Below are 19,969 nucleotides of genomic sequence, written 5' to 3' on the forward strand. Positions count from 1 at the left end.
GCGACTCCTCTCTGATATGTTATATGTAATATAACAGATATTTGAGCTAAGGACAAGCCCTAATTTCATTTTCCTTAAAAATCTCTTTTTATTCTTTATTTTCATCCCCATAGTCTTGAATAAATTGGAAGATCTTCTGGTAATAAGTGGTGGGCTCTTTGTACTTGGCTTCGGCATGGCCAGCTTCTGGCACAATGTAGAGTTCCTTGGGACCCTTGGCTTTAGCATCATAGAGTTCTCGGGCCATGGATACCGGAACAAAGTCATCCGCTGCGCCGTGGATAAATAAAATCGGTAGGGAGGACTGGGCCACGTATTCCACGGTGTTTCCCTCGCGTAAATCATAGCCCGCTCGCAGTCTTGCCATGGTATTAGCCATATAGAGGACTGGAAAAGTAGGGAGATTAAAACGTTTATCTAGCTCAGAAGCAAAAATATCCCAGATACTTGAATAACCACAGTCAGCAACGACCGCTTTGACGGCTGCAGGCAGCTTGTCTGAGGCCATTAGAACGGTAGCACTTCCCATAGAAGTACCGTGAAGGACAATTTGGGACTGACTATCGCGGTCAATAAGCCACTGAACCCATTCTAGTAAGTCCCGACTGTCTAGATAGCCCATACCAATATATTGTCCCTGACTAGGCGCATGGGCTCTTAAGGAAATGGTTAGGACCTGGTAACCTTTTTGATAAAAAGCGGGCGCAATATCATAAGAATCCGCCTCTTGGCCTTGGTAACCATGGACAATCAAGGCATATTTATGTTGATCAGAGTCATTATGAAACAAATTTCCGCTCAAAGTAAGCCCGTCCTGAGAGCGAATGCTTACCGCTTCCTTTTTATCCCCTACCTGGTCTAACCAAGCCTTAGCGTCCGCTTTGGCCTGGGCCTTATTGGCATTGATTTCTTGAACAGCTGACTTAGTCTGACCCGGCTTTGTCTCCTGGTCAACTTGGCGGTCTTGCCCACCCTGATTAGGTACCAAGGCATAATCAACAAAGTAGTTTCCTACAAAATAAGTGGCAGCCAGGGAAATCACTGTCAGCAGGGCTAATGAAATGCCCAACTTTTTTAACCAAGTTAATCTTTTCTTTGTCTTCATCCGGTCTAACACCTCCCACAGATTAGTAATCATTTTAGCAGATGGCACAAGAATTGACTATCTTTATCAAAATTTTGATAGGAAATAAGGAGAGTGAGACAAAAGTTAAAAGAACCCTGAATAGGTCATTTATAGTCTCTCTAATCTTATATATAATGGAGAAGAGAGTGTGACAGTCACGCTAAAGGACGAAATCGCTGGAGGAAAATACCATAAGCACAGATAAAAGGATGTGAGGACGCCGTCAAAGACTTGAATTGCTGGAGGAAAATACCAAAAGCACAGCACGACTGTGCGTTGGAATTTTCTGAAGCAACTTCAAGTCTGGCGTTCGAACTCAACTTGCTGACCGTTCAACTTTTCTGAAAGGGCATCCCCTACCCCTTCCAAACTCAACTAGAGGGTGCGACAAGTGCGTCAAAGATCAATACCCTTAGAAGAAAAATATAAATAAAGGAGTCAAGATGGTAAGAGAAATTTTTATTATTCGGCATGGCCAGTCTCTTTATAACTTAGAGGGGAAAATCCAAGGTCAAATCGATAGTCCCCTTAGTCCTAGAGGCATCCAAGAAGCTGAGCAAGCGAAAAACTTTTTTGATCAAAAAGACATCAGTATTGACCTCATCCTCTCCTCCCCTTTGAAGCGAGCCTACGCCACAGCAAAGATAATCCAGGGAGATAGTCCCTGCTCCCTAGTTACTGATCAGCGGCTAGCAGAATGGCGCTATGGTAGTCTTGAAGGTAAGGCGCTCAGCGTCCTTGAGGGCGTCAAGCTCAATGACCCGCCTAGTGATCACTATTTTTGCCAATTTGGGGGCGAGTCAGTCACTGCAGTTAAAGGTCGCTTTCAAACAGCCCTTGATGAAGCTCTTAAAGCCTATCCTCAAAAAAATATTCTCCTAGTTAGTCATGGGTCAATTATGTACCGCTTCATGTTGGACTATCTCAGCCAACCCCTCCCAGCCTTTTCGAATTGTCAAATTTTTCATTTTGAAGAGCTAGAAAAAAGCCTGGTCTTAAAAAATAGTATTAATCCACTCAACTAAAAAAGGACTGTGCATAATTATCACAGTCCTTTCCTACGAATAGTCAAGTGTAAATCAATATAAAATTACTAAATATATGAGGTATTATTTAGGAGTTTGATTCTTGAATATTTTATGGAAAATTTGGCACGCTAAATAAGCCTCAGTATTGAGACTTTTAAAAATTTTAGTTACTATAATAATGAATTAGTTGCGGTGAGAGGCATTTAATTCATAATCATACTTCGTATGATGATTGAATAGCGCGTATAGGCATTTAAGCAGCTTATTCATACACGCTATAACAGCTACCTTATGGCATTTATTAAAGGGTGGCTGTTTTTTTGTATAGTAATAATCAACGATATGATTTGGTGCATGTCTCTGGGCACGGATCATATTAGTGATAATGACATAAAGTATTTTTCTAGCTTTTCTGTTGCCTCGCTTATTGATATGGTCTTGGCCTGTATATTTACCCGATTGATAGCGTCGAATATCAATCCCTACATAGGCGTTTAATTGTTTATGGTTCTTAAATCGAGATAAATCACCCAGCTCTGCAATTAATTGACAAGCTGAAAGCTCACCAATTCCTGGCACGCTAGAGTAAATTGTAAATTCAGAAAACTGACTTCCCAAAGTAATCATCTTATCTTGAATAATTTCTTTTTGGTTGATTAATTTTTTTAGATGTGTGGCATAAAAACTGAGCACCTGACAATAAAAGCTGTCCTTATGGACAGAAGGATAAGCAGAAGTTGCACATTCAATAATTTGATCAGCTTTTTGAAAGGCCCTTTGATTTGAGATATTTTTTGATGTTGATTTTTTCAATACATTTTTGATAATAGTTCGCGAAGTTTCTAACACATAATCAGGATGTGGATAGTTTTCAATAATGGTTAAAGCAAATACATTTTTTAACTTAGAAAAAGCTTGTTCTATACCAGGAAAGCAAAGATAGACAGCTTCTAAAAGCTTAACATATAATCTATCGATAGCTTCTTGTAGCTCGAGATAATAAGCATTCATGCGCTTCATTTCTTCATAAAGCGGCCCTTTCATTACCGAAGGGTGAAAGTCGAAAATAGACATAACTTGTGCTAATTTATGAGCATCTGCTTGGTCTGTTTTATTCCTTCTTAGTGTCAGGCCATTGGATCGATTATATACTTCTAAAGGATTCAAACTGTGGTAAGTTATATGATTTTCGTGACAAAAACGTTCAAGAGGTTTTGAATAAATACCTGTCGTTTCAAAAGCAAGAGCCACTTGACCAGGAATCCTTCGGATATCCTGTAATAGCTTTTCAAAGCCCATAGAAGTGAATTTCAAAAGGCTTTCCTCAATACATCTATTATTTTTATACAGAACTTGTGTCGCTTTTCCTTTGGAAACATCAAAAGCATAGATATAGTTAACCATCTTCAACTTCCTTTCTTGATGACTTGAAAGACTTTCACCTCATTGTTCTTATCTTAATTTCCTAAACACGTGCTCGTAGCTCAACATACTTAAACCAAAATTAAAAACAAGAGTGAAAGAATCCATTTTTTAATTCGGGCTCGTAGCCCTAGAGTGCTTGAACGGATTATTCTTTCACTTACACTATATCTAAAAAAAGAAATAGCTCGAAGATAAATCCGTCGATCTACCTTCGAGCTAATCTTAGTATGTTTTTACTATTCAGTAAAAAATTCGTATTCTTACTTAGAAGTTAATCCATTGATAAATAATTGCTTTTTTAATCTAAGTTTTGTTGCATTTCACGGTCGTAATCGACAAATTTACGGATAAAGGTATAGGGATCGACCAAGTCCAATTGCCTTGCAAAGGTGGTTAAACTGGTTTCCCTTAAGCCGGCCTTATTGAGATAGGCTGGCATAGTCGCCACATCCACCGGTAAAGCATCAATAATCAAATGCCCCTCTGACATAATCAAGGTCCGGCGACTATACTCTAGCATAACTTCAATGTCATGGGTGGTCATCATAATCGCAATCTGGTATTGACTATTTAAGTTTTGCAAGGTATTCATAATGGCGCGGAAGTGTACAAAATCGCGGCCTTCAGTGATCTCTTCAACCACCAGTAATTTAGGCTCTTTTAATAGTGACCGAGCCATGGCCAGTCGGAGTTTGGAAATCTCCGAAAGATGGTCTAAGGGGAAATCTAAGAGATTATCCAAGTTAACCATGGCTAGAACCTGATTAAACTTGTCTTTGAGCTCATCATCCTGGTAATCACCTTCCGCTAAGACGGGACTTTGGGCCAGGTAGTCTGCAACGGTTTCTGCTCGCGATTGACTAATATTGGTCACATCGTCATTAGTAATCAAGCCGACATTGCGGCGGAGATGGTCAAATTGGTCCAGGGAAAGTTCTTGACCCAACCACTTAATCGTTCCCATCTGAGGCCTTAGGGAGCCACTACACAATTGAGCTAGGAGGGTCTTGCCGCTGCCATTAGGGCCGACGACACTCAGCATTTCTTCTTGGTTAATTTTAAGGTTAATATTGTGGAGCCCCCGCTGATTGCTCTCATTAACAAGGGCTGATACATTATCGAGTTCGAGGAGAACTTCTTTGTTTTCTTGATAACGAAAACGTGGCAGGGTCATAATCCAGTTTTCGATTCTCTGCCTTAGCTGTGGCCCGAAAATATGTTTGACATCTTGGATATTATAAACGTCTTTTAAAGGATAAGCCGCGTAGCGCATGGCGGTAATATAGAAGGGTTCACGAATGCCTAAGGGATTTAATATACCACTTTCCAAGAGGGCCTTAAGCTGGCCATCGAACACAATCCTCCCTTCTGAAAAGACTAAGACGCGGTCAATGGGACGGGACATCATTGCTTCCAATTGGTGTTCAGAAATAATAATAGTAGCATCAGTATGGACGTGGTAATCATCAATAATATCGATAAAGACCTTTTGTTGTTTAGGAGCCAGGGTCTTTAAGGGTTCGTCAAAAATATAGATTTCATTATCTTCTTTTAAGATGTGGGACATGCGGTGGATTTCTTTTTCCCCACGAGAAAGTGCCTGGTATTCTTCCGGTTGTAATTCGCAATCGACCAGTTCATACCAACGCTTTTCGATAGCCTTTTTGTGGTGGTTAACCGATTCATTGGGGTTGTCATCGATCTTCTCATCAATCACATCGCGAATTGCCGTTCCGTCAACTGGCTTGGCAGACTCACCACTGTGAATAATTTCACCAGAAAACTCGCCATCCTCCGGTAGCTCACCCTTCAAGGCTTTAAGAAAAGTTGACTTACCTGATTCATTGGCACCTAGGATTAAAATTTTCTCACCATGGTTTAGGGTTATGTTGATATCTCTTAATGCCATCCGATATTGACGGGGATATCGGTAGCTAAAGTGACGCATCTGAATCCACGGGCTAGACACGCTGACTCCTCCTCTTATAAACTAGTATCATTCTAATAAATATAGCACAAAAGCTGGACTTAGCCTAATATTTTATGAAAAATCCCTAAAATTTATTTTGTATAATACTATTTTAACTATGCCAAGCAAAAAGCACCACTGAAAGGATTTCAAGCGCTTACAAATATCTCCTTGATTTTCACGATTATATGAAAAAAGCCCTAGGGCATATCCACTAGAGCTTATCCTTAATATATTATTCCTTTTATCCCATCTCTGGTGACCAGATAGGCTTACTTGGGATCGCGACCAATAATCCGGACTTCGGTTTCCAAGGTTACGTTGAATTCTTTTTTGATCACTTCTTGGACGTGGTGGATCACCGCTAGATAATCAGCCGCAGTGGCATGATCAATATTTACAATAAAACCTGCATGTTTTTTTGAGACTTGAGCCCCACCAACCGTATAACCTTGGAGGTCAGCGGCTTGAACAAGTTGGCCGGTAAAGTGCCCCTTGGGCCGCTTAAAGACGCTACCACAAGAAGGCAAGTCGAGGGGTTGCTTGGATTCACGAAGTTGAGTTAAGTGGTCCATTCTCCCCTTAATTTGTTCATAGTCGCCAGGTTTTAGGTCGAAGACTACACTCACCACACAGTCACCATTATCTTGGATAATACTGTGACGGTAGGAAAAGTTTAAGTCTTCATTAGTATAAGTCTTTAAGTCACCAAACTTATCGACCACTTGGACACTTAAGGGAAGATCCTTAATCTCGCCATCATAGGCCCCAGCATTCATATAGATCGCTCCCCCAACACTACCAGGGATCCCGCAAGCAAATTCCAGTCCCGTTAAAGCCGCATCACAAGCAGCCCGGGTCACGTCAATAATGCGCGCCCCCGCCTCAGCGAAGACCTGGTGATCTTTCACTTCAATGGCTGCCATTTGGGTCAGCATAAAGACGATCCCTTCAATACCACCATCACGGACGATGACATTACTGGAATTTCCCATCACCATAAAGGGCAGCTGGAGTTCATTGGCCTTTTTGATCATGGCTTGAAGTTCCTGGCTACTTTGGGGAAAGACCAAGAGATCAGCCGGGCCGCCGGTTTTCGTATAGGCATAGTGCTTCAGCGGCTCATTGATTTTAATATGTTCTGGGCTAAAAGCATCGATAAAGGCTTGAAAATCCATCTGTATTCCTCGCTTCTTCTTAATCAGAGTAAGTCATTTTTTAGGTTAAATCCTTACTCTTATCACAAATGTTATGATAGCATAAAATAGTCTTTTAATTTAGCCCCAAAAGGACTTTTAAGCTTTTCTTATTCTAGCCATCATTAACGATTTACCAGAAAGGAAATTTCCATGAACAAATCACGTCGTCAAGCCCTACTCATGTCTGCCCTGAGTTTAATCTACGCCACCTATCAACTGCAAAAACCTGCTGACCAACTGACTGGCTACCACCTGTTCTTAGGCCACTTGATCCCGATTGTCGCCACTGTCTTTGCCCTTAATGAGAAGAAGGCCGGACTCAAGTGGACCCTGGTCGCTATTAACCTCTTCCTGTTAGCCATTATGGTTTATGTCTTTTGGATGTCGTAAAAATTGAGAGTGCGACAAGCGCACCAAAGAGCAAGCGTCCGCTTGGAACACGTTTTGATTAGATAGTTTGTACTAAAAAAGAGCTGCCCCTATATAGTGACCCCCAAACCTTGGACTACGACTTCAACTTTTGGGCGTCACTACTTTACTGGCAACTCTTTTTTCTTATTTAATCATTAATCATCTTCACTTGATGGCGACTCGTCGTCTGCCTCTTGTTGGTCATTTAAGACACTTAAGCCCATAATTAAGGTATCTTGGAATTCTCCTTGGGCATATTGCCCTCCAGGAATACGTCCCAGCTCTTCAAAATGAAATTTCTCATACAGCTTAATGGCCCGAACATTATTGACATTCACTTCCAGGCGGATATAGCGCAAAATTTGACTTTCCTGGGCCCAGCCCAACATATCTTCCATTAAGACATGGCTCAAGCCTAAACTCCAAAAGCGTCTGAGGATAGAAATACCTAATTCTCCCACGTGCTCTTCCTTGGAACCTTCTGGGGCCCCGATTGAAGCGACTCCGATAATTTCATCATCTAATAAGGCAATCAGGACCCGGTTATTCAAGCTTTCTTGAATACTTTTTAAATACCTTTGTTCTTGTTCCTGGTTGATACCGAGGCCTTGGGAAGTAAAGCTGAGAAAATCAGACTCGCCACCCACTTTTTTGTAAAAGTCTAATAGGGCCTTGGCATGTTTTTGTTCTGCGTCTACTAAAGTAATTTGTATTTCTTCACGTTTCATGCTTATTCTGCCAAACTTTCTAATAATTCTGCTGCTAATTCCTTACCGCGCCCACCATTATATGCTAAGCTAATCCGACGCTCGGTAGCCGATTCCTTATGAATAGTCAGCCACAGGTAAGGCGTTTCTAAGTCTTCCTTAATGAACTGGGGCCATTCAATCACAGTGACCCCATCGCCCTCTAGGTATTCTTCAATCCCCAAACCTTCAGCTCCCGTTTCCTCTAAACGGTAGGCATCCATGTGGTAGAGGGGTAAACGGCCCATTTGGTATTCCCGTATAATGGTAAATGTCGGACTCTTAATCGCCTTATTGATCCCTAAAGCATGGGCAAAGTAGCCTGTAAAGGTAGTCTTGCCCGCTCCTAGGTCTCCTTCTAGGCAGATAACGTCCCCTGCTTGAACCAAGTCGGCTAATTTTTGGGCGGTTTTTTCGGTATCCTTTTCGTTATGCCATTTGATCTCTGACATGCTTTCACCTCAATACTCTCTTGTCTCTTTTTTATAGACTCCCTTCCATTTTAGCATGGTAAACAAAAGCTGCCTAGTTTTTCATCGCTTATGGGCCAATCTTATTCACGGCAGTCAGCTCCCCAGCATATTCTAAGCTTAATCCTTATAGTTTTTGCTATAATAGGCGTAAACTAAGTACAAAGAAGGGATTAACATGAAAGAAGAAGTGCAAGCACAAGCACGAAAGCTGATCGAAGAACTAATCGATAAGGCTCAGCTAAAGTCCGGAATGACCGTAGTGGTTGGTTGCTCCACTAGTGAAATTATGGGAGAGAAAATTGGGACGGACTCCCAACCCGAAATTGGAAAAGCGGTCTTTGACGCCATCCACCAAAGCTTGGACCAAGCCGGAATATACTTAGCCACCCAATGCTGTGAGCACCTTAACCGGGCCATTGTCACTGAACGCGAAGCCCGTCCTTTTGCTCCCACAGTAAATGTGGTACCCCAACCCAAGGCGGGCGGGTCATTTTCCACCGCTGCCTACCAAGCCTTCCATGATCCCATCGTTATTGAAGAGATTCAAGCCGATGCAGGGATTGATATTGGAAACACCTTGATTGGTATGCACCTCAAACCAGTGGCTGTTCCCCTGCGCCTAGAAAACCACCGGATCGGTTCCGCCTGGGTCAACGCTGCCCGCACCCGTCCGAAATTCATTGGCGGCGAACGCGCCCACTACAATGACCAATTAAAATAATTATTTCCATAATAAAAACACTTGCCGATTTCCACATCTAGTCACAGCCTGGCTAGACCATCCTGTGGTATTGGCAAGTGTTTTTTATTATCTCTTTTAATCGTCTTTATGCCGGTTAGTTAAAAAGCGAGTCATCCGCTTGAAAAAATTTGGTGAAGACGGGGTAATGCGCATTACACTCTCATTGCGGCGACTTTCGGCTTCTTGCATCATTTGTTCTTGGGAATTAATGGCCTTATCGCCGGATTTAACATGGCGATAGACTCCATCGCTACCTAGTTCTCTGGCTTTTTGATTATCGGCTAATTCGACTTCTAAGAAGTGAATGATTTGGGCTTCAATATCTTGATCGATAATAGGAAATTCAATTTCCACCCGGCGGATCATATTTCTGGTCATCATATCTGCAGAAGAGAGGAAGACATGTTTTTGACCATTGCGGTAGAAGTAGTAGATCCGACTGTGTTCTAAGAAACGGCCGACAATTGAGCGAACCCGGATATTTTCCGATAGGCCTTCAACTTGGGGACGTAAACAACAAATTCCCCGGATAATCAGATCAATTTGTACTCCAGCCTGACTCGCCTCATAGAGTTTTTTGATGAGGGGTTTATCGGTCAAGGAGTTCATCTTAGCAATAATACGTCCATTGCCGTATTTTTTCTGATTTTCAATCTCTTCATCAATGTAATCCGTCAGGGAGTCACGAATGGCAAAAGGCGAAACATGGAGAGCCTCATAATCCGGCACTTCACTATAACCACTCAGGAAGTTAAAGAACTTGGACCCATCACTAGTTAGGGCTTCATTCGTCGACAGTATCCCCATATCCGTGTATTGTTTAGCGGTTTTGTCGTTGTAGTTTCCGGTTCCTAGGTGGATGTAACGTTGGATTTTTCCGGCTTCCCGTCTCACCACCAGGGTAATTTTACTGTGGGTTTTGAGTTCACTTAAACCATAAAGGACATGACAGCCAGCTTCTTCGAGTTCTCTAGCCCAGTGGACATTATTCTCTTCGTCAAAGCGGGCCTTCAGTTCCACCAAGACCGTAACTTCCTTACCATTTTCCGCGGCCTTCTTCAAGGATTTCACGATCGGCGAATGCTTGGATACCCGGTAGAGGGTCATCTTGATGGCTACTGTTTTTGGATCTGAGGCAGCATGATCGACAAAGGACAAGATCGGTTTGAAGGAGTCGTAAGGATGGTGGAAGAATAGATCGCCCTTTCTGATTAATTGGTAGAGATTTTCGCCGTGGTAGTTGGGATATTCTACCGGTTCAAAATCGGGATACTTCCATTCAGGGTGGTCTTCACTGATATCATCAACCAGGTCAAATAAGAAGGTCAGATCAAGGGGGCCGTTAATAGGATAAAGGCCTTCCTCTGGCACCTTCAAATAGGGTTGGACGGTTGCTAAGAAATCTTCATTATTGTGATCATTTGGACTCTCCCAGCGGGTATCCCATTCAATCCGAACGGTTTTCCCGTGTAGGCGGTTTTTGACATGGTCTTCCATCACATCCAAGAGGTCCATGACATCATCTTCATTTAATTCAAAGTCCGCGTTCCGGGCAATCCGAAATGGAATCCGACGTTTAATGGTGTAACCCTTGAAGAGTGCATTTAGTCCATGGATGACGACATCTTCTACTAAAACATAGGCCTTCCCCTCACCATCATCTAAAGTGAGATAACGCTTGAGTAGGGTCGGAATAGGAACAACAGCAATATAGGAATTCTGATCCTTCTCTAATTCCACTAAAATATTCAAGGCATGGTTTTTTAAATGTGGGAAAGGTCGGTAGGCATCAATACCAATAGCCGTTAAGGTGGGCAAAATCAGTTCTTCAAACTGCTCTTTTACTTGTGCTTTTTGAGCTTCATTGAGATCAGCTACTGATTTAAGGTGGTAACCCTTTTCATCCAACAATTCTACCATGTCGTGGTAACGGGCATATTGGGCTTCCACATTTCGCGTATTACGCTCATGAATACCTTGCATTAACTGCTTAGGTGACATTTGGGTTTTGTTTTCAGCCACTTGAACGCCATCAAGGTATTGATTATAAACCCCTGCAAAGCGAACCATAATAAACTCATCTAAGTTAGAGCTGACAATTCCTAAAAAATTTAATTGTTCTAACAAGGGATTGTTGGGATCACTGGCTTCTTCAACGCAACGATAGTTAAAATCTAACCAACTCAGCTCCCGATTATAATAATAATGAGTAGCTGAGTTTTCAGCCTGCAAGGATTGGATATTTTTTTGATTATTGCTAGTGGTTGACATACTGCACTCTCCTCCATTTTAATGCACAAGTATACGACAATGTCGATAAAAACAGATAGAAATTATGTGTCAAATCGATGATTGGACGCCAGTAAGAAAGTTGACAAGCCGGGATTAGTCTATTCAATTAAAATTAACTTTTAACACTTATTCATCAAGACTAGCCAGGGGGATAAACTCTAAACTTAAGCTTCCATCCAAGGCCCGGCTGAGATGTTTCTTATGGCGGTTGGCCCGGTATTTTTCGGTAATTATAGGCTCTGTGTGGTAGATTTTCAACAAGTAATTGTCATCCTCATCACGTTCTAAGCGTAATTTTTTGACTGGATCAGTTTTGGAGTAATTTAAGGCTTGGGCAAAGCGAATCATTCCGCCCACTTTCATTAAGTGGTCTTCTTCTTCCTCACTAAACCAATCCTTAAAATTAGTCATATAAAGTTGGAAGAGCGACCGGTTCTTATAGGAAGACAAGAGCGCTAAACGCACCCGGTCCAAATGAGAAAAGCCTAGGAGATTGGTGTTAGAGAGCAGGTAGAAGGTGTGTTGGGAATCGGCCTCCCGACTGACAAAACTAGCAAAGCGATAGAGGTAGGCCGCAAATTCGATCATTTCTCTTTCTTCATCGTCAAAAGTAAATTGATCCAAATCACACATTTGTTGGTAGAGACTTAAACAAAGATCAACGTGTTGCTGGGTCCCCGCTGAGTTAAAGGGCAGGTCATGGGCAATTTTTCTGGTGGAACGTAGGCGGATAAGCTGGGTATCAATCGGGGTATTATAATTCTTATTAATATCCTCTAAGATAATCCCTTCCCGCAAACCTTGGGTAGAAACTGTGAAATTTTTCGCCTTCGACAATTTGAAGAGTTCAATAAAGGCAATCAAAGCCGGTACGATCAAATCCGTCCGCTCAGTACTCAAGCCTTCAATATCATCCAAATCCTTAGGCTTGGTGTCTAAAACCATATCCAAGGTTTCTTCTAAATCATCTAAAGTCATCTGATAACCGTGGAGCCCCGCAATCGGGTAATTATGCATGCGCTGATGCATTTCGGCCACATTACGGACTGAGCCACCAATCCCAATTAAAGGCAACTTAGCCTTCTTGAGCCAGGATTCTTGCTTAAATTGACTGCGGATATAATCCCTAGCCGCTTCAATAGCCTCTTCATCATTATGGTCCTTATTCTTAAAAAAGCGTTCACGAATATAGACCACACCGAAGGGAAAGCTATGAAAGGTATCCATGGCCTTGTCTTGGTACTTGGTTACCTCACAAGATCCCCCACCGATATCAATGGTAAGCGCATCAGGAATAGTAATGGCATGCATAACGGCATACTGGCCAAAGCGAGCTTCTTCTTCCTCAGAAATAATCCCAATAGTGATGCCGGTTTTTTCTTTGACACGGTTGATAATTTCTTCTTGGTTAGCCGATTGCCGGACGGCTGCCGTAGCCAGGGCTTTTATTTCATCCACTTTAAAGTTCTTGATAATGGTCGCAAAGTCATCTAAGGCAGTGATTAAGCGCTGGATACCCGTATCGCTCATGTATTTTTTATCATCTTTTTCAATAAGGTATTGGCTCAATTGTGACGGCACTTTGACGTTTTGAAGTTCTTCAAAATTATACCAGTCATCAATCCCGTAGATAACCAGACGGATGGTGTTTGACCCAATATCAATAATCGCTTTTCGCTCTTGAAACATGACATAGTCCTTCCTATTATAAAAATGCCAAGGACTCTCCTTGAAATTCAATTTTATTATAACGAATCTCAGCCCCTGGCTCAATTATTTACCTTCTTAAAGTACAATTTGAGCTACTTAGAAAACTTAAATGGCCTTAATCATATGATAATGCGGATGTCCCCCAATAATCAATTCCGAAATGGTTTCAAAGCCTAGGCGTTGGTAAAGCGTCAGGGCGCGTTGGTTATGGAAGTCCACATTTAAGGAAAGCTTGTGGTAATTTTTTTCACGGCCGACTTGGCCGAGATGGGCGATTAGTTGACGGGCATAGCCCTTGCCTTCCTCTCCCTGCTTGGTTGCTAAGGAATCCAGGTAAAATTCATCCACTAAGGCTTCTGTTTCGGCAAAGCTTCTAGGGATTTGGTCAAGGGAATAACCCATTTCCAGCATGGTAGTCTCCAGAGGGCTCTCAATAATAGGATCCAAGACGCCTGGATAAGCATAGGCCACAGCGACTAATTGGTCGGCTTCAAAGACCCCATAGCCATGAGCGTATCCGTAACGGTAATAGGGTTTCTTCATAGCCTGAGCGATAATTTTACCACTGGTCTCCCAACCATATTCATTAATTAAAGGCTCATCTAAGTGTTCTAAGATGACCTTAATCACCTGGTAACTGGCCTGGGTATCCGATATTTTTAACTGTCTAATTTCCATAAATTATTTTCCCCTTTTTCTAAATTTGTGTCCTCTTGCTTTAGTATAGACAAGCCTGACCGAGTCTGCAAATCTCCTTATCTGAATTGAATAATCTAAATAAAGGTCCCCTATAAAGTAAAAAATCCAAGGCTGGTAAAAGCAGCGCTTGGATTTTTCATCAATCTTTAATGGACATTGATCGTATAGTTTTCCTGAATGGTGGGGTCCATATTTAATATTTCTTTGATGGTCCTTTCAGTATTTTGCTTGGCAGCTTCCAATAAGCCCTTGTCTTTGGCTTCTTCTTCTGAGGCTTTCTTTTGTTCATTGGTGAAATTAGCATAGTCATCCACCGTCATCTTGTTGAAAATCGATGCCTCCTCATCAAAGACCTTGACCGAATCGCTATCGATATCATGGGAGAGAATCTTCACCTCAGGCAATGTGACATCAATAGTTTGGTCTTGAACCTTAACATCAATAGCGCTGAGATCGATTCCGACATGGATCACCCCGTCATAGGAAACAATAAATTTCTTTGTGGTGAAGGGCAAATTCCAGTTATAGAATTTTCTTTGGTTTTCAAAGGAAGCCGTATTGGTGTAGAAGTATTTGGTTGTGGTTAACTCCTTGGCTTGTTCTAGGCGGTTACCCACTAATTCCGAAGTAATTTCTGTTTGGCTATCCTGCTTACCGAGATAATGACCGCCAATAAAGGCAACCGCTAGTAATCCTAAGAAGATCACTAGGACCCCTAAAAATTTCTTAAATCGTCGCATAGTTTCCCTCTTTTCTGATAATCATTATAGCAAAAAGTCTGTCAATAGCACTTTTTAAAGCTTGCTTAAACCTATAGCGATAAAAAGCCCTTACCTTGGGGCAAGGGCTCATATTTATCGTGATCTCTTCTCAGTCTTAGTTTTCGTTTAAGCCTGCTTGTAGGGCAGTAACGATAGCTAATTTGTAGGCATCTTCTTCGTTACAGCCACGTGATAGGTCATTTACTGGCTTAGCCATTCCTTGTAAGATAGGCCCAATCGCTTCAAAGCCACCGAGACGTTGAGCAATCTTGTAACCGATATTTCCTGATTGAATTTCTGGGAAAATAAGCACTTTGGCATGACCAGCTACTTTTGATCCAGGGGCTTTCTTTTCCCCAACAGCTGGAACCAGAGCCGCGTCAAATTGTAATTCACCATCAACGTTGAAGTCTTCAGGCGCATTTTCTTGAGCGATCTTAGTTGCTTGGGCAGCTTTTTCTTGTTCTGGAGATGAAGCTGATCCCTTGGTTGAGAATGACAAGAAAGCAATATCCGGTTCCACGTCAAATAATTTAGCGGTTTCCCCTGTCACTAAACCAATTTCCGCTAAGGTTTCTGCGTCTGGACTAATGGTGATCGCGCAGTCCCCCATCATGTATTTTTCTTCACTGCCGTCTTCTTTAGGACGGGTCAATAAGAAAGCGCCAGAAACGTTTTTTACCCCGGCCTTAGTCTTGATGATTTGTAAAGCAGGACGTACGGTATCACCAGTCGCATGGGCAGCTCCTGAAACTAAACCGTCACTTTTACCCATGTAGACGAGCATGGTACCAAAGTAGTTAACGTCTTTAAGCATTTCACGGGCTTGTTCTTCAGTAGCCTTGCCTTTACGACGTTCAACAAAGGCTTGGACCATTTCTTCATAAGCATCATAGTTATCAGGGTCTACGATTTCAATCCCAGATAGGTCAATGTCGCGGTCTTTAGCTTGAGAATGAATTTCATCAGGGTTACCCACTAAAATAGGAACTAATAGGTCGTCAGCTTTTAAGCGAGCTGCAGCCCCTTGAATCCGTTCATCAGTAGCTTCTGGAAAAACGATACGCGTTTGTTTTCCTTTAATTTTTGCTTTTAATTCATCAAATAAAGCCATTTCTCTACCTCCATAAATTATTAGATTCTAATTTTAGTTTACCATAAAATGAGCGTTTCTAATAATCATATGCAAAAAGTACAAAGAAAAAGAGTGCCCCTCCAGCTTGCCTATTACGAATAGAATCGGCAGCTGGAGAAGCGCTCACAATTTCATCAATATAATGATTTATCCGAGATTATTGCCAGAAATCCAATTTTTGTGGATCTAGGCCAATATCCTTGGCTCTAAAGACAGGATTTTTACCCGCTTTTCTTTGCTTATGGTAATCATTTAAAGCGGCAATGGCCTGCTTACTTAACAGTAAAATGGCCGGTAAGTTAATTAAAGCCATCAAGGCCATTAGAATATCTGCAGTCATCCAGGCCAAAGACGATTCTTGTAAGGCTCCTAAGAAGACCACCAAGATGAAAAAGATTCTAAAGAGACGCATAATCCCAGGTCTTGGCGTGCCTTTAAAAATATAGGCAATATTATTATCGACATAATATAAGTTTCCAATTAAAGTCGTAAAACCGAAGAGCATGAGTGATACCGTAATAAAGATATTCCCAAAGTTTCCAAAGACGGTTGCAAGGGAAGCTTGGACATAGGCCGCTCCAGATAATTCTTCTGCAGGGGTTATTCCTGAACTTAAACACATGAAGGCGGTTGCTGAACAAATTAACAAGGTATCGATAAAGACCGAAATCATTTGTACCAACCCTTGCTTAACCGGATGGGATACATGGGCTGAAGCGGCTGCATTAGGCGCTGAACCGATCCCTGCCTCATTAGAAAAGAGACCACGCTTGATTCCATACATCATACTCGACCCAGCAATTCCTGAAAAGATGGCCTTGAAGTTAAAGGCATCCTTAAAAATTAAAGTAAAGATGGTGGGCAGGTAATTCAAGTTAAAGAGGATCATAATCAAAGCGACCCCAACATAAATGGTCCCCATAAAGGGAACTAAAAAACTAGTGAAGGAAATAATCCGTTTGCCTCCACCCAAGATACAATAGCCGGTCACCAAAGCCAAGACCCCACCAACAATTAAAGGCGTCCATTGAGCATGGTAGAAGTCATAGACTTGAAAGGAGTCTTGTAAATTATAGGCAGCCAGCATATTGAAACCAACTGCGTAAGTCAAAATTAAAAACACGGAAAAGATAATGCCTAATCCCCGATTATGGAGGGCCGTTTCAATGTAATGGGAGGGGCCCCCATAAGAATCCCCAGTTGGCGTTTTCTTCTTGTAAATTTGAGCTAGGGTAGATTCAATAAAGGCCGAAGAACCGCCAATAATAGCCACTAGCCACATCCAAAAGACCGCCCCATAGCCACCTAAACAAATGGCTGTTGAGACACCGACAATATTCCCGGTTCCTACCCGTGAAGCCGTTGAAACCATTAAGGCCTGGAATGAAGATACCGAATCTTCTTTTTCAGGTTTTTCCATAATTACCCCAATTGCTTCCTTAAAATCTCTAATTTGGACCCCCTTAGTGCGGAAGGTAAAATAAAGACCAATTCCCAAAAGCAAGACAATTAAAATCGGGTAATAAAGGACATTGCTGATTGGTGTCAGAAAATTAATCAGTTGTTCAGTCACTGAAGTCAGCTCCTTTTTATCAATTAAAAGTTTTTACCTTATTAGATTAGCGAAAAGGCCGATAAATAGCAATGGTTTTTTGTAATGATTTTTGACATCGTTTTAAATTTAAATCTCCCGCCAAAAAAAGAACCTTGACTTATCAAGGTTCTTTAAAGATAGTCTTTATTAGCAATGTTAGCTTTACTGCCACACACTTGGCACTTGCTTAGCAGCAAGATGATTGAATCTTAATCGCGAATTTTTGCTTGTAAGTCATTAGCAAGGGCTGCTTTGACCTTAGCAAAATCTTCATTGACTTCTTCATCCACCAAAGTCGCTTCTGGGTTCAGATAAGTGAGTTGGTAAGCTACCGATTTTTGCCCGTCTTGGATATGTTCACCACGGTAAATGTCAAAGAGTTTAACATTAACCAGGTAACTATTGGCTGCTTTTTGAATGGTTGCTACAATTTCAGCATGGCTCACTTCTTCAGCCACAACCATGGCGATATCGCGGCTAATGCTTGGATATTTTGCCAGGGGTTCTTGGATGACTTGGTGCTCTGGTAAGTCATAGATAGCTTGTAAGTTAAACTCAGCCACGAAACTTTGGTTATTGAGGTCATAGTCCTTAGTAATTTGAGGGTGGAGTTGGGCTAAGTAACCAATGGTTAGCCATTCTCCTTGGTCCTCCACTTGTACAAGGGCTGTCCGACCCGGATGGGTATCCGGTAAATCGGTACTTTGTAGGTAACGGATTTGCCCAGCTAAATTGTAAGAAGCCAGTAGCGATTCCACTGCCCCCTTCATATCATAAAAGTCAACCGCTTGGGCCTTGCCTTGCCAGCTATCGCCTTCGACATCACCCGTCCACAGGGCTGCTAGATGGCTTTCTTCACGAGGCAGGTCATCTTCTATCTCGTCATCATAGAAGACCCGGCCAATTTCATAGATTTGCACGTCCTTCACCTTACGAGCCAAGTTGTATTGAGCAATATCTAATAGACTGGTCAGTAAGTTAGTCCGCATATAACGGCGTTCGTCACTCATTGGGAAATCCAAGGCTACGGCTTCATGGGCTTGGGCTTGTAAGACATCAAGTTTCTTCTCACTGGTTAAACTGTAAGAAATCACTTGGTCAAAGCCTAGCGCTTCCATAGTCCGATGGCTTTGACGTTCAAATTTTTGCCAGTCGTTTAAGCCAATTTTCACCGGTTGGACGGGTGAAATTCGGGAAGGAATCTTATCGTAACCATAGATACGGGCGACTTCTTCCACTAAGTCAGCTGGAATGGAAATATCCCAACGTCTAGTAGGAACGGACACGGTAAATTCATCAGCGGCACCTTCAACCGGGAAACCCAACCGTCTAAAGGATTCTTTGACCTCTTCAAAACTGATTTCCATACCTAGGAGACTGGTAATATAAGCTAAATTGGTCGTCACTTCTTTATCTTTAACGTCAAGGTGAGATACCCGGGCGCGTCCCATAACCGCTTGTCCACCAGCCCAATCTTCCATCAATTGGGCTGCATAGGCGCCGGCTTCATCGATAGTGGCGATATTTAAGCCACGTTCATTTCTTAAACTCGACTCACTTCTAAGGGCTAAGCGTCTGGCTGTGCGGCGGATATGGGAAGAATTAAACATGGCTGATTCAATCAAGACAGTGGTGGTATTGTCATCAATCTCAGTAGACAAGCCCCCCATCACTCCAGCTAGGGCAATGGGTTCTTGGCCGTCAGTAATGACTAAGTCGTCATCGGTTAAGTCTCTTTCCACACCGTCTAAGGTCACTAATTTTTCTCCATTTTTGGCTAGACGGGGAGCAATGGTTTTAGATTGCAACTTATCATAGTCAAAGGCATGAAGGGGTTGGCCGTATTCCAATAAGACATAGTTGGTGGCGTCAACCACATTATTAATCGGACGGATACCTTCCTTCATGAGGCGGATTTGTACCTCAATCGGGCTGGCTTGAATTTTAACATCCTTAACCAAATGAGCAGTGTAGTGAGGGAAGAGATCACTATCAGAAATTTCAACAGTGACCTCGTCACTTAAATCACTTCCCGCTTCAAAGGCTTGGTCATCATAAGTGTTGATGTCAATAGGACGGTCATAGATGGCACTTAATTCATAAGCGACGCCCCGCATGGATAGGGCATCGGCCCGGTTAGGGGTGATATCGAGGTCTAAGACCGTATCTTCTAAGTGTAAATATTCTTTAATGTCTTGGCCTAAGGGAGCATCTTCCGGTAAGATCATAATCCCATTAGCAAACTCTTTGGGAATCACATTTTCGCTGAAGCCGAGTTCCTGTAAAGAACAGAGCATCCCATTGGACTCTTGTCCGCGCAATTTTCCCTTCTTAATCTTTTGGTTACCGGCAACGCGTGCCCCATGTAAAGCAACGATAACCTTCTGACCAGCTGCCACATTAGGCGCGCCACACACAATTTGTAAGGGCTCTTCTTGGCCAACATCCACTTGGCAAACGTGCAAGCTATCGGCATTGGGATGTTTTTCCACAGATAAGGTCTTTCCAACGACAATTTTCTTCAAGCCGGAAAAATCTTGGTTCAAGCCATCGACTTCCAAACCGGTCCGTGATAAGTCTTCTGCTAAAGCTTCATCTTGAATATCTTTAATATCTACAAATTCATTTAACCAATTACGTGATGCTAACATGTCAGTCA

The 19,969-nt window shown here is 42.2% G+C and carries 16 protein-coding genes; 3 read left to right on the forward strand and 13 right to left on the reverse strand.

Features of this window, described 5'->3' with window-relative positions; all coding sequences use genetic code 11:
- Positions 1-88 precede the first annotated feature (88 nt).
- Complete coding sequence (locus DBT50_RS06635) at positions 89-1,105, reverse strand: alpha/beta hydrolase (protein ID WP_181566132.1); 1,017 nt, start codon at positions 1,103-1,105, stop codon at positions 89-91.
- Positions 1,106-1,569: 464 nt separating this feature from the next.
- On the opposite strand from DBT50_RS06635, the gene DBT50_RS06640 reads away from it, so the two are divergent.
- Entirely contained in the window at positions 1,570-2,151 is a 582-nt protein-coding gene (locus tag DBT50_RS06640; RefSeq protein ID WP_111852514.1) for a histidine phosphatase family protein, read from the forward strand.
- 186 nt (positions 2,152-2,337) lie between these two features.
- Here DBT50_RS06640 and DBT50_RS06645 read toward each other — a convergent pair whose 3' ends face one another.
- From DBT50_RS06645 to murB, 3 genes are all read right to left on the reverse strand, one after another.
- Positions 2,338-3,558, reverse strand: coding sequence for an IS110 family RNA-guided transposase (locus DBT50_RS06645; protein WP_111852513.1), 1,221 nt, complete (start codon positions 3,556-3,558; stop codon positions 2,338-2,340).
- 319 nt (positions 3,559-3,877) lie between these two features.
- Positions 3,878-5,548 carry a DUF3744 domain-containing protein gene (locus DBT50_RS06650; RefSeq protein WP_146742906.1) on the reverse strand — a complete coding sequence of 557 codons (1,671 nt, stop codon included), beginning with the start codon at positions 5,546-5,548 and terminating at the stop codon, positions 3,878-3,880.
- 272 nt (positions 5,549-5,820) lie between these two features.
- Positions 5,821-6,726: a UDP-N-acetylmuramate dehydrogenase gene (gene murB, locus DBT50_RS06655; RefSeq protein WP_111852511.1), complete on the reverse strand. Its 906-nt coding sequence runs from the start codon at positions 6,724-6,726 to the stop codon at positions 5,821-5,823.
- A gap of 171 nt (positions 6,727-6,897) precedes the next feature.
- Here murB and DBT50_RS06660 point away from each other — a divergent pair, with 171 nt between their 5' ends.
- Positions 6,898-7,137, forward strand: a complete 240-nt coding sequence (locus DBT50_RS06660; RefSeq protein WP_111852510.1) for a TraX protein — start codon at positions 6,898-6,900, stop codon at positions 7,135-7,137.
- Positions 7,138-7,313: 176 nt separating this feature from the next.
- On the opposite strand, the gene DBT50_RS06665 is transcribed toward DBT50_RS06660, so the two are convergent.
- Both DBT50_RS06665 and tsaE read right to left on the reverse strand, forming a co-directional pair.
- Positions 7,314-7,886, reverse strand: coding sequence for a GNAT family N-acetyltransferase (locus DBT50_RS06665; protein WP_111852509.1), 573 nt, complete (start codon positions 7,884-7,886; stop codon positions 7,314-7,316).
- A 2-nt stretch (positions 7,887-7,888) separates the two neighbouring features.
- Positions 7,889-8,356, reverse strand: coding sequence for a tRNA (adenosine(37)-N6)-threonylcarbamoyltransferase complex ATPase subunit type 1 TsaE (tsaE, locus tag DBT50_RS06670; protein ID WP_111852508.1), 468 nt, complete (start codon positions 8,354-8,356; stop codon positions 7,889-7,891).
- A gap of 196 nt (positions 8,357-8,552) precedes the next feature.
- On the opposite strand from tsaE, the gene DBT50_RS06675 reads away from it, so the two are divergent.
- Positions 8,553-9,098 carry a TIGR01440 family protein gene (locus tag DBT50_RS06675; protein WP_111852507.1) on the forward strand — a complete coding sequence of 182 codons (546 nt, stop codon included), beginning with the start codon at positions 8,553-8,555 and terminating at the stop codon, positions 9,096-9,098.
- Between the two features lie 96 nt (positions 9,099-9,194).
- Here the strand turns inward: DBT50_RS06675 and DBT50_RS06680 are convergent, their stop codons facing one another.
- The 7 genes from DBT50_RS06680 to pheT all read right to left on the reverse strand — a co-directional run bounded on the left by DBT50_RS06680 (position 9,195) and on the right by pheT (position 19,961).
- Positions 9,195-11,390: an RNA degradosome polyphosphate kinase gene (locus DBT50_RS06680; RefSeq protein ID WP_111852506.1), complete on the reverse strand. Its 2,196-nt coding sequence runs from the start codon at positions 11,388-11,390 to the stop codon at positions 9,195-9,197.
- Positions 11,391-11,537: 147 nt separating this feature from the next.
- The gene (locus DBT50_RS06685) at positions 11,538-13,100 is read right to left on the reverse strand and encodes a Ppx/GppA family phosphatase (RefSeq protein ID WP_111852505.1); all 1,563 of its coding nucleotides are present in this window, start codon (positions 13,098-13,100) and stop codon (positions 11,538-11,540) included.
- A 126-nt stretch (positions 13,101-13,226) separates the two neighbouring features.
- Positions 13,227-13,799, reverse strand: a complete 573-nt coding sequence (locus DBT50_RS06690) for a GNAT family N-acetyltransferase (RefSeq protein ID WP_111821957.1) — start codon at positions 13,797-13,799, stop codon at positions 13,227-13,229.
- A 167-nt stretch (positions 13,800-13,966) separates the two neighbouring features.
- Entirely contained in the window at positions 13,967-14,560 is a 594-nt protein-coding gene (locus tag DBT50_RS06695; RefSeq protein WP_111852504.1) for a DUF4230 domain-containing protein, read from the reverse strand.
- 136 nt (positions 14,561-14,696) lie between these two features.
- A complete protein-coding gene (pta, locus tag DBT50_RS06700) occupies positions 14,697-15,695 on the reverse strand; it encodes a phosphate acetyltransferase (RefSeq protein ID WP_111852503.1) in 999 nt (332 codons plus the stop codon).
- Positions 15,696-15,873: 178 nt separating this feature from the next.
- Positions 15,874-17,289 (reverse strand): alanine/glycine:cation symporter family protein, encoded by a 1,416-nt coding sequence (locus tag DBT50_RS06705; protein WP_060778560.1) that lies wholly within the window; start codon positions 17,287-17,289, stop codon positions 15,874-15,876.
- Positions 17,290-17,519: 230 nt separating this feature from the next.
- On the reverse strand, positions 17,520-19,961 hold the full coding sequence (gene pheT, locus DBT50_RS06710) for a phenylalanine--tRNA ligase subunit beta (RefSeq protein ID WP_111852544.1): 2,442 nt from the start codon (positions 19,959-19,961) through the stop codon (positions 17,520-17,522).
- Between the last annotated feature and the right edge of the window lie 8 nt (positions 19,962-19,969).

The sequence above is a fragment of the Aerococcus tenax genome (assembly GCF_003286645.3).
GTDB lineage: Bacteria > Bacillota > Bacilli > Lactobacillales > Aerococcaceae > Aerococcus > Aerococcus tenax.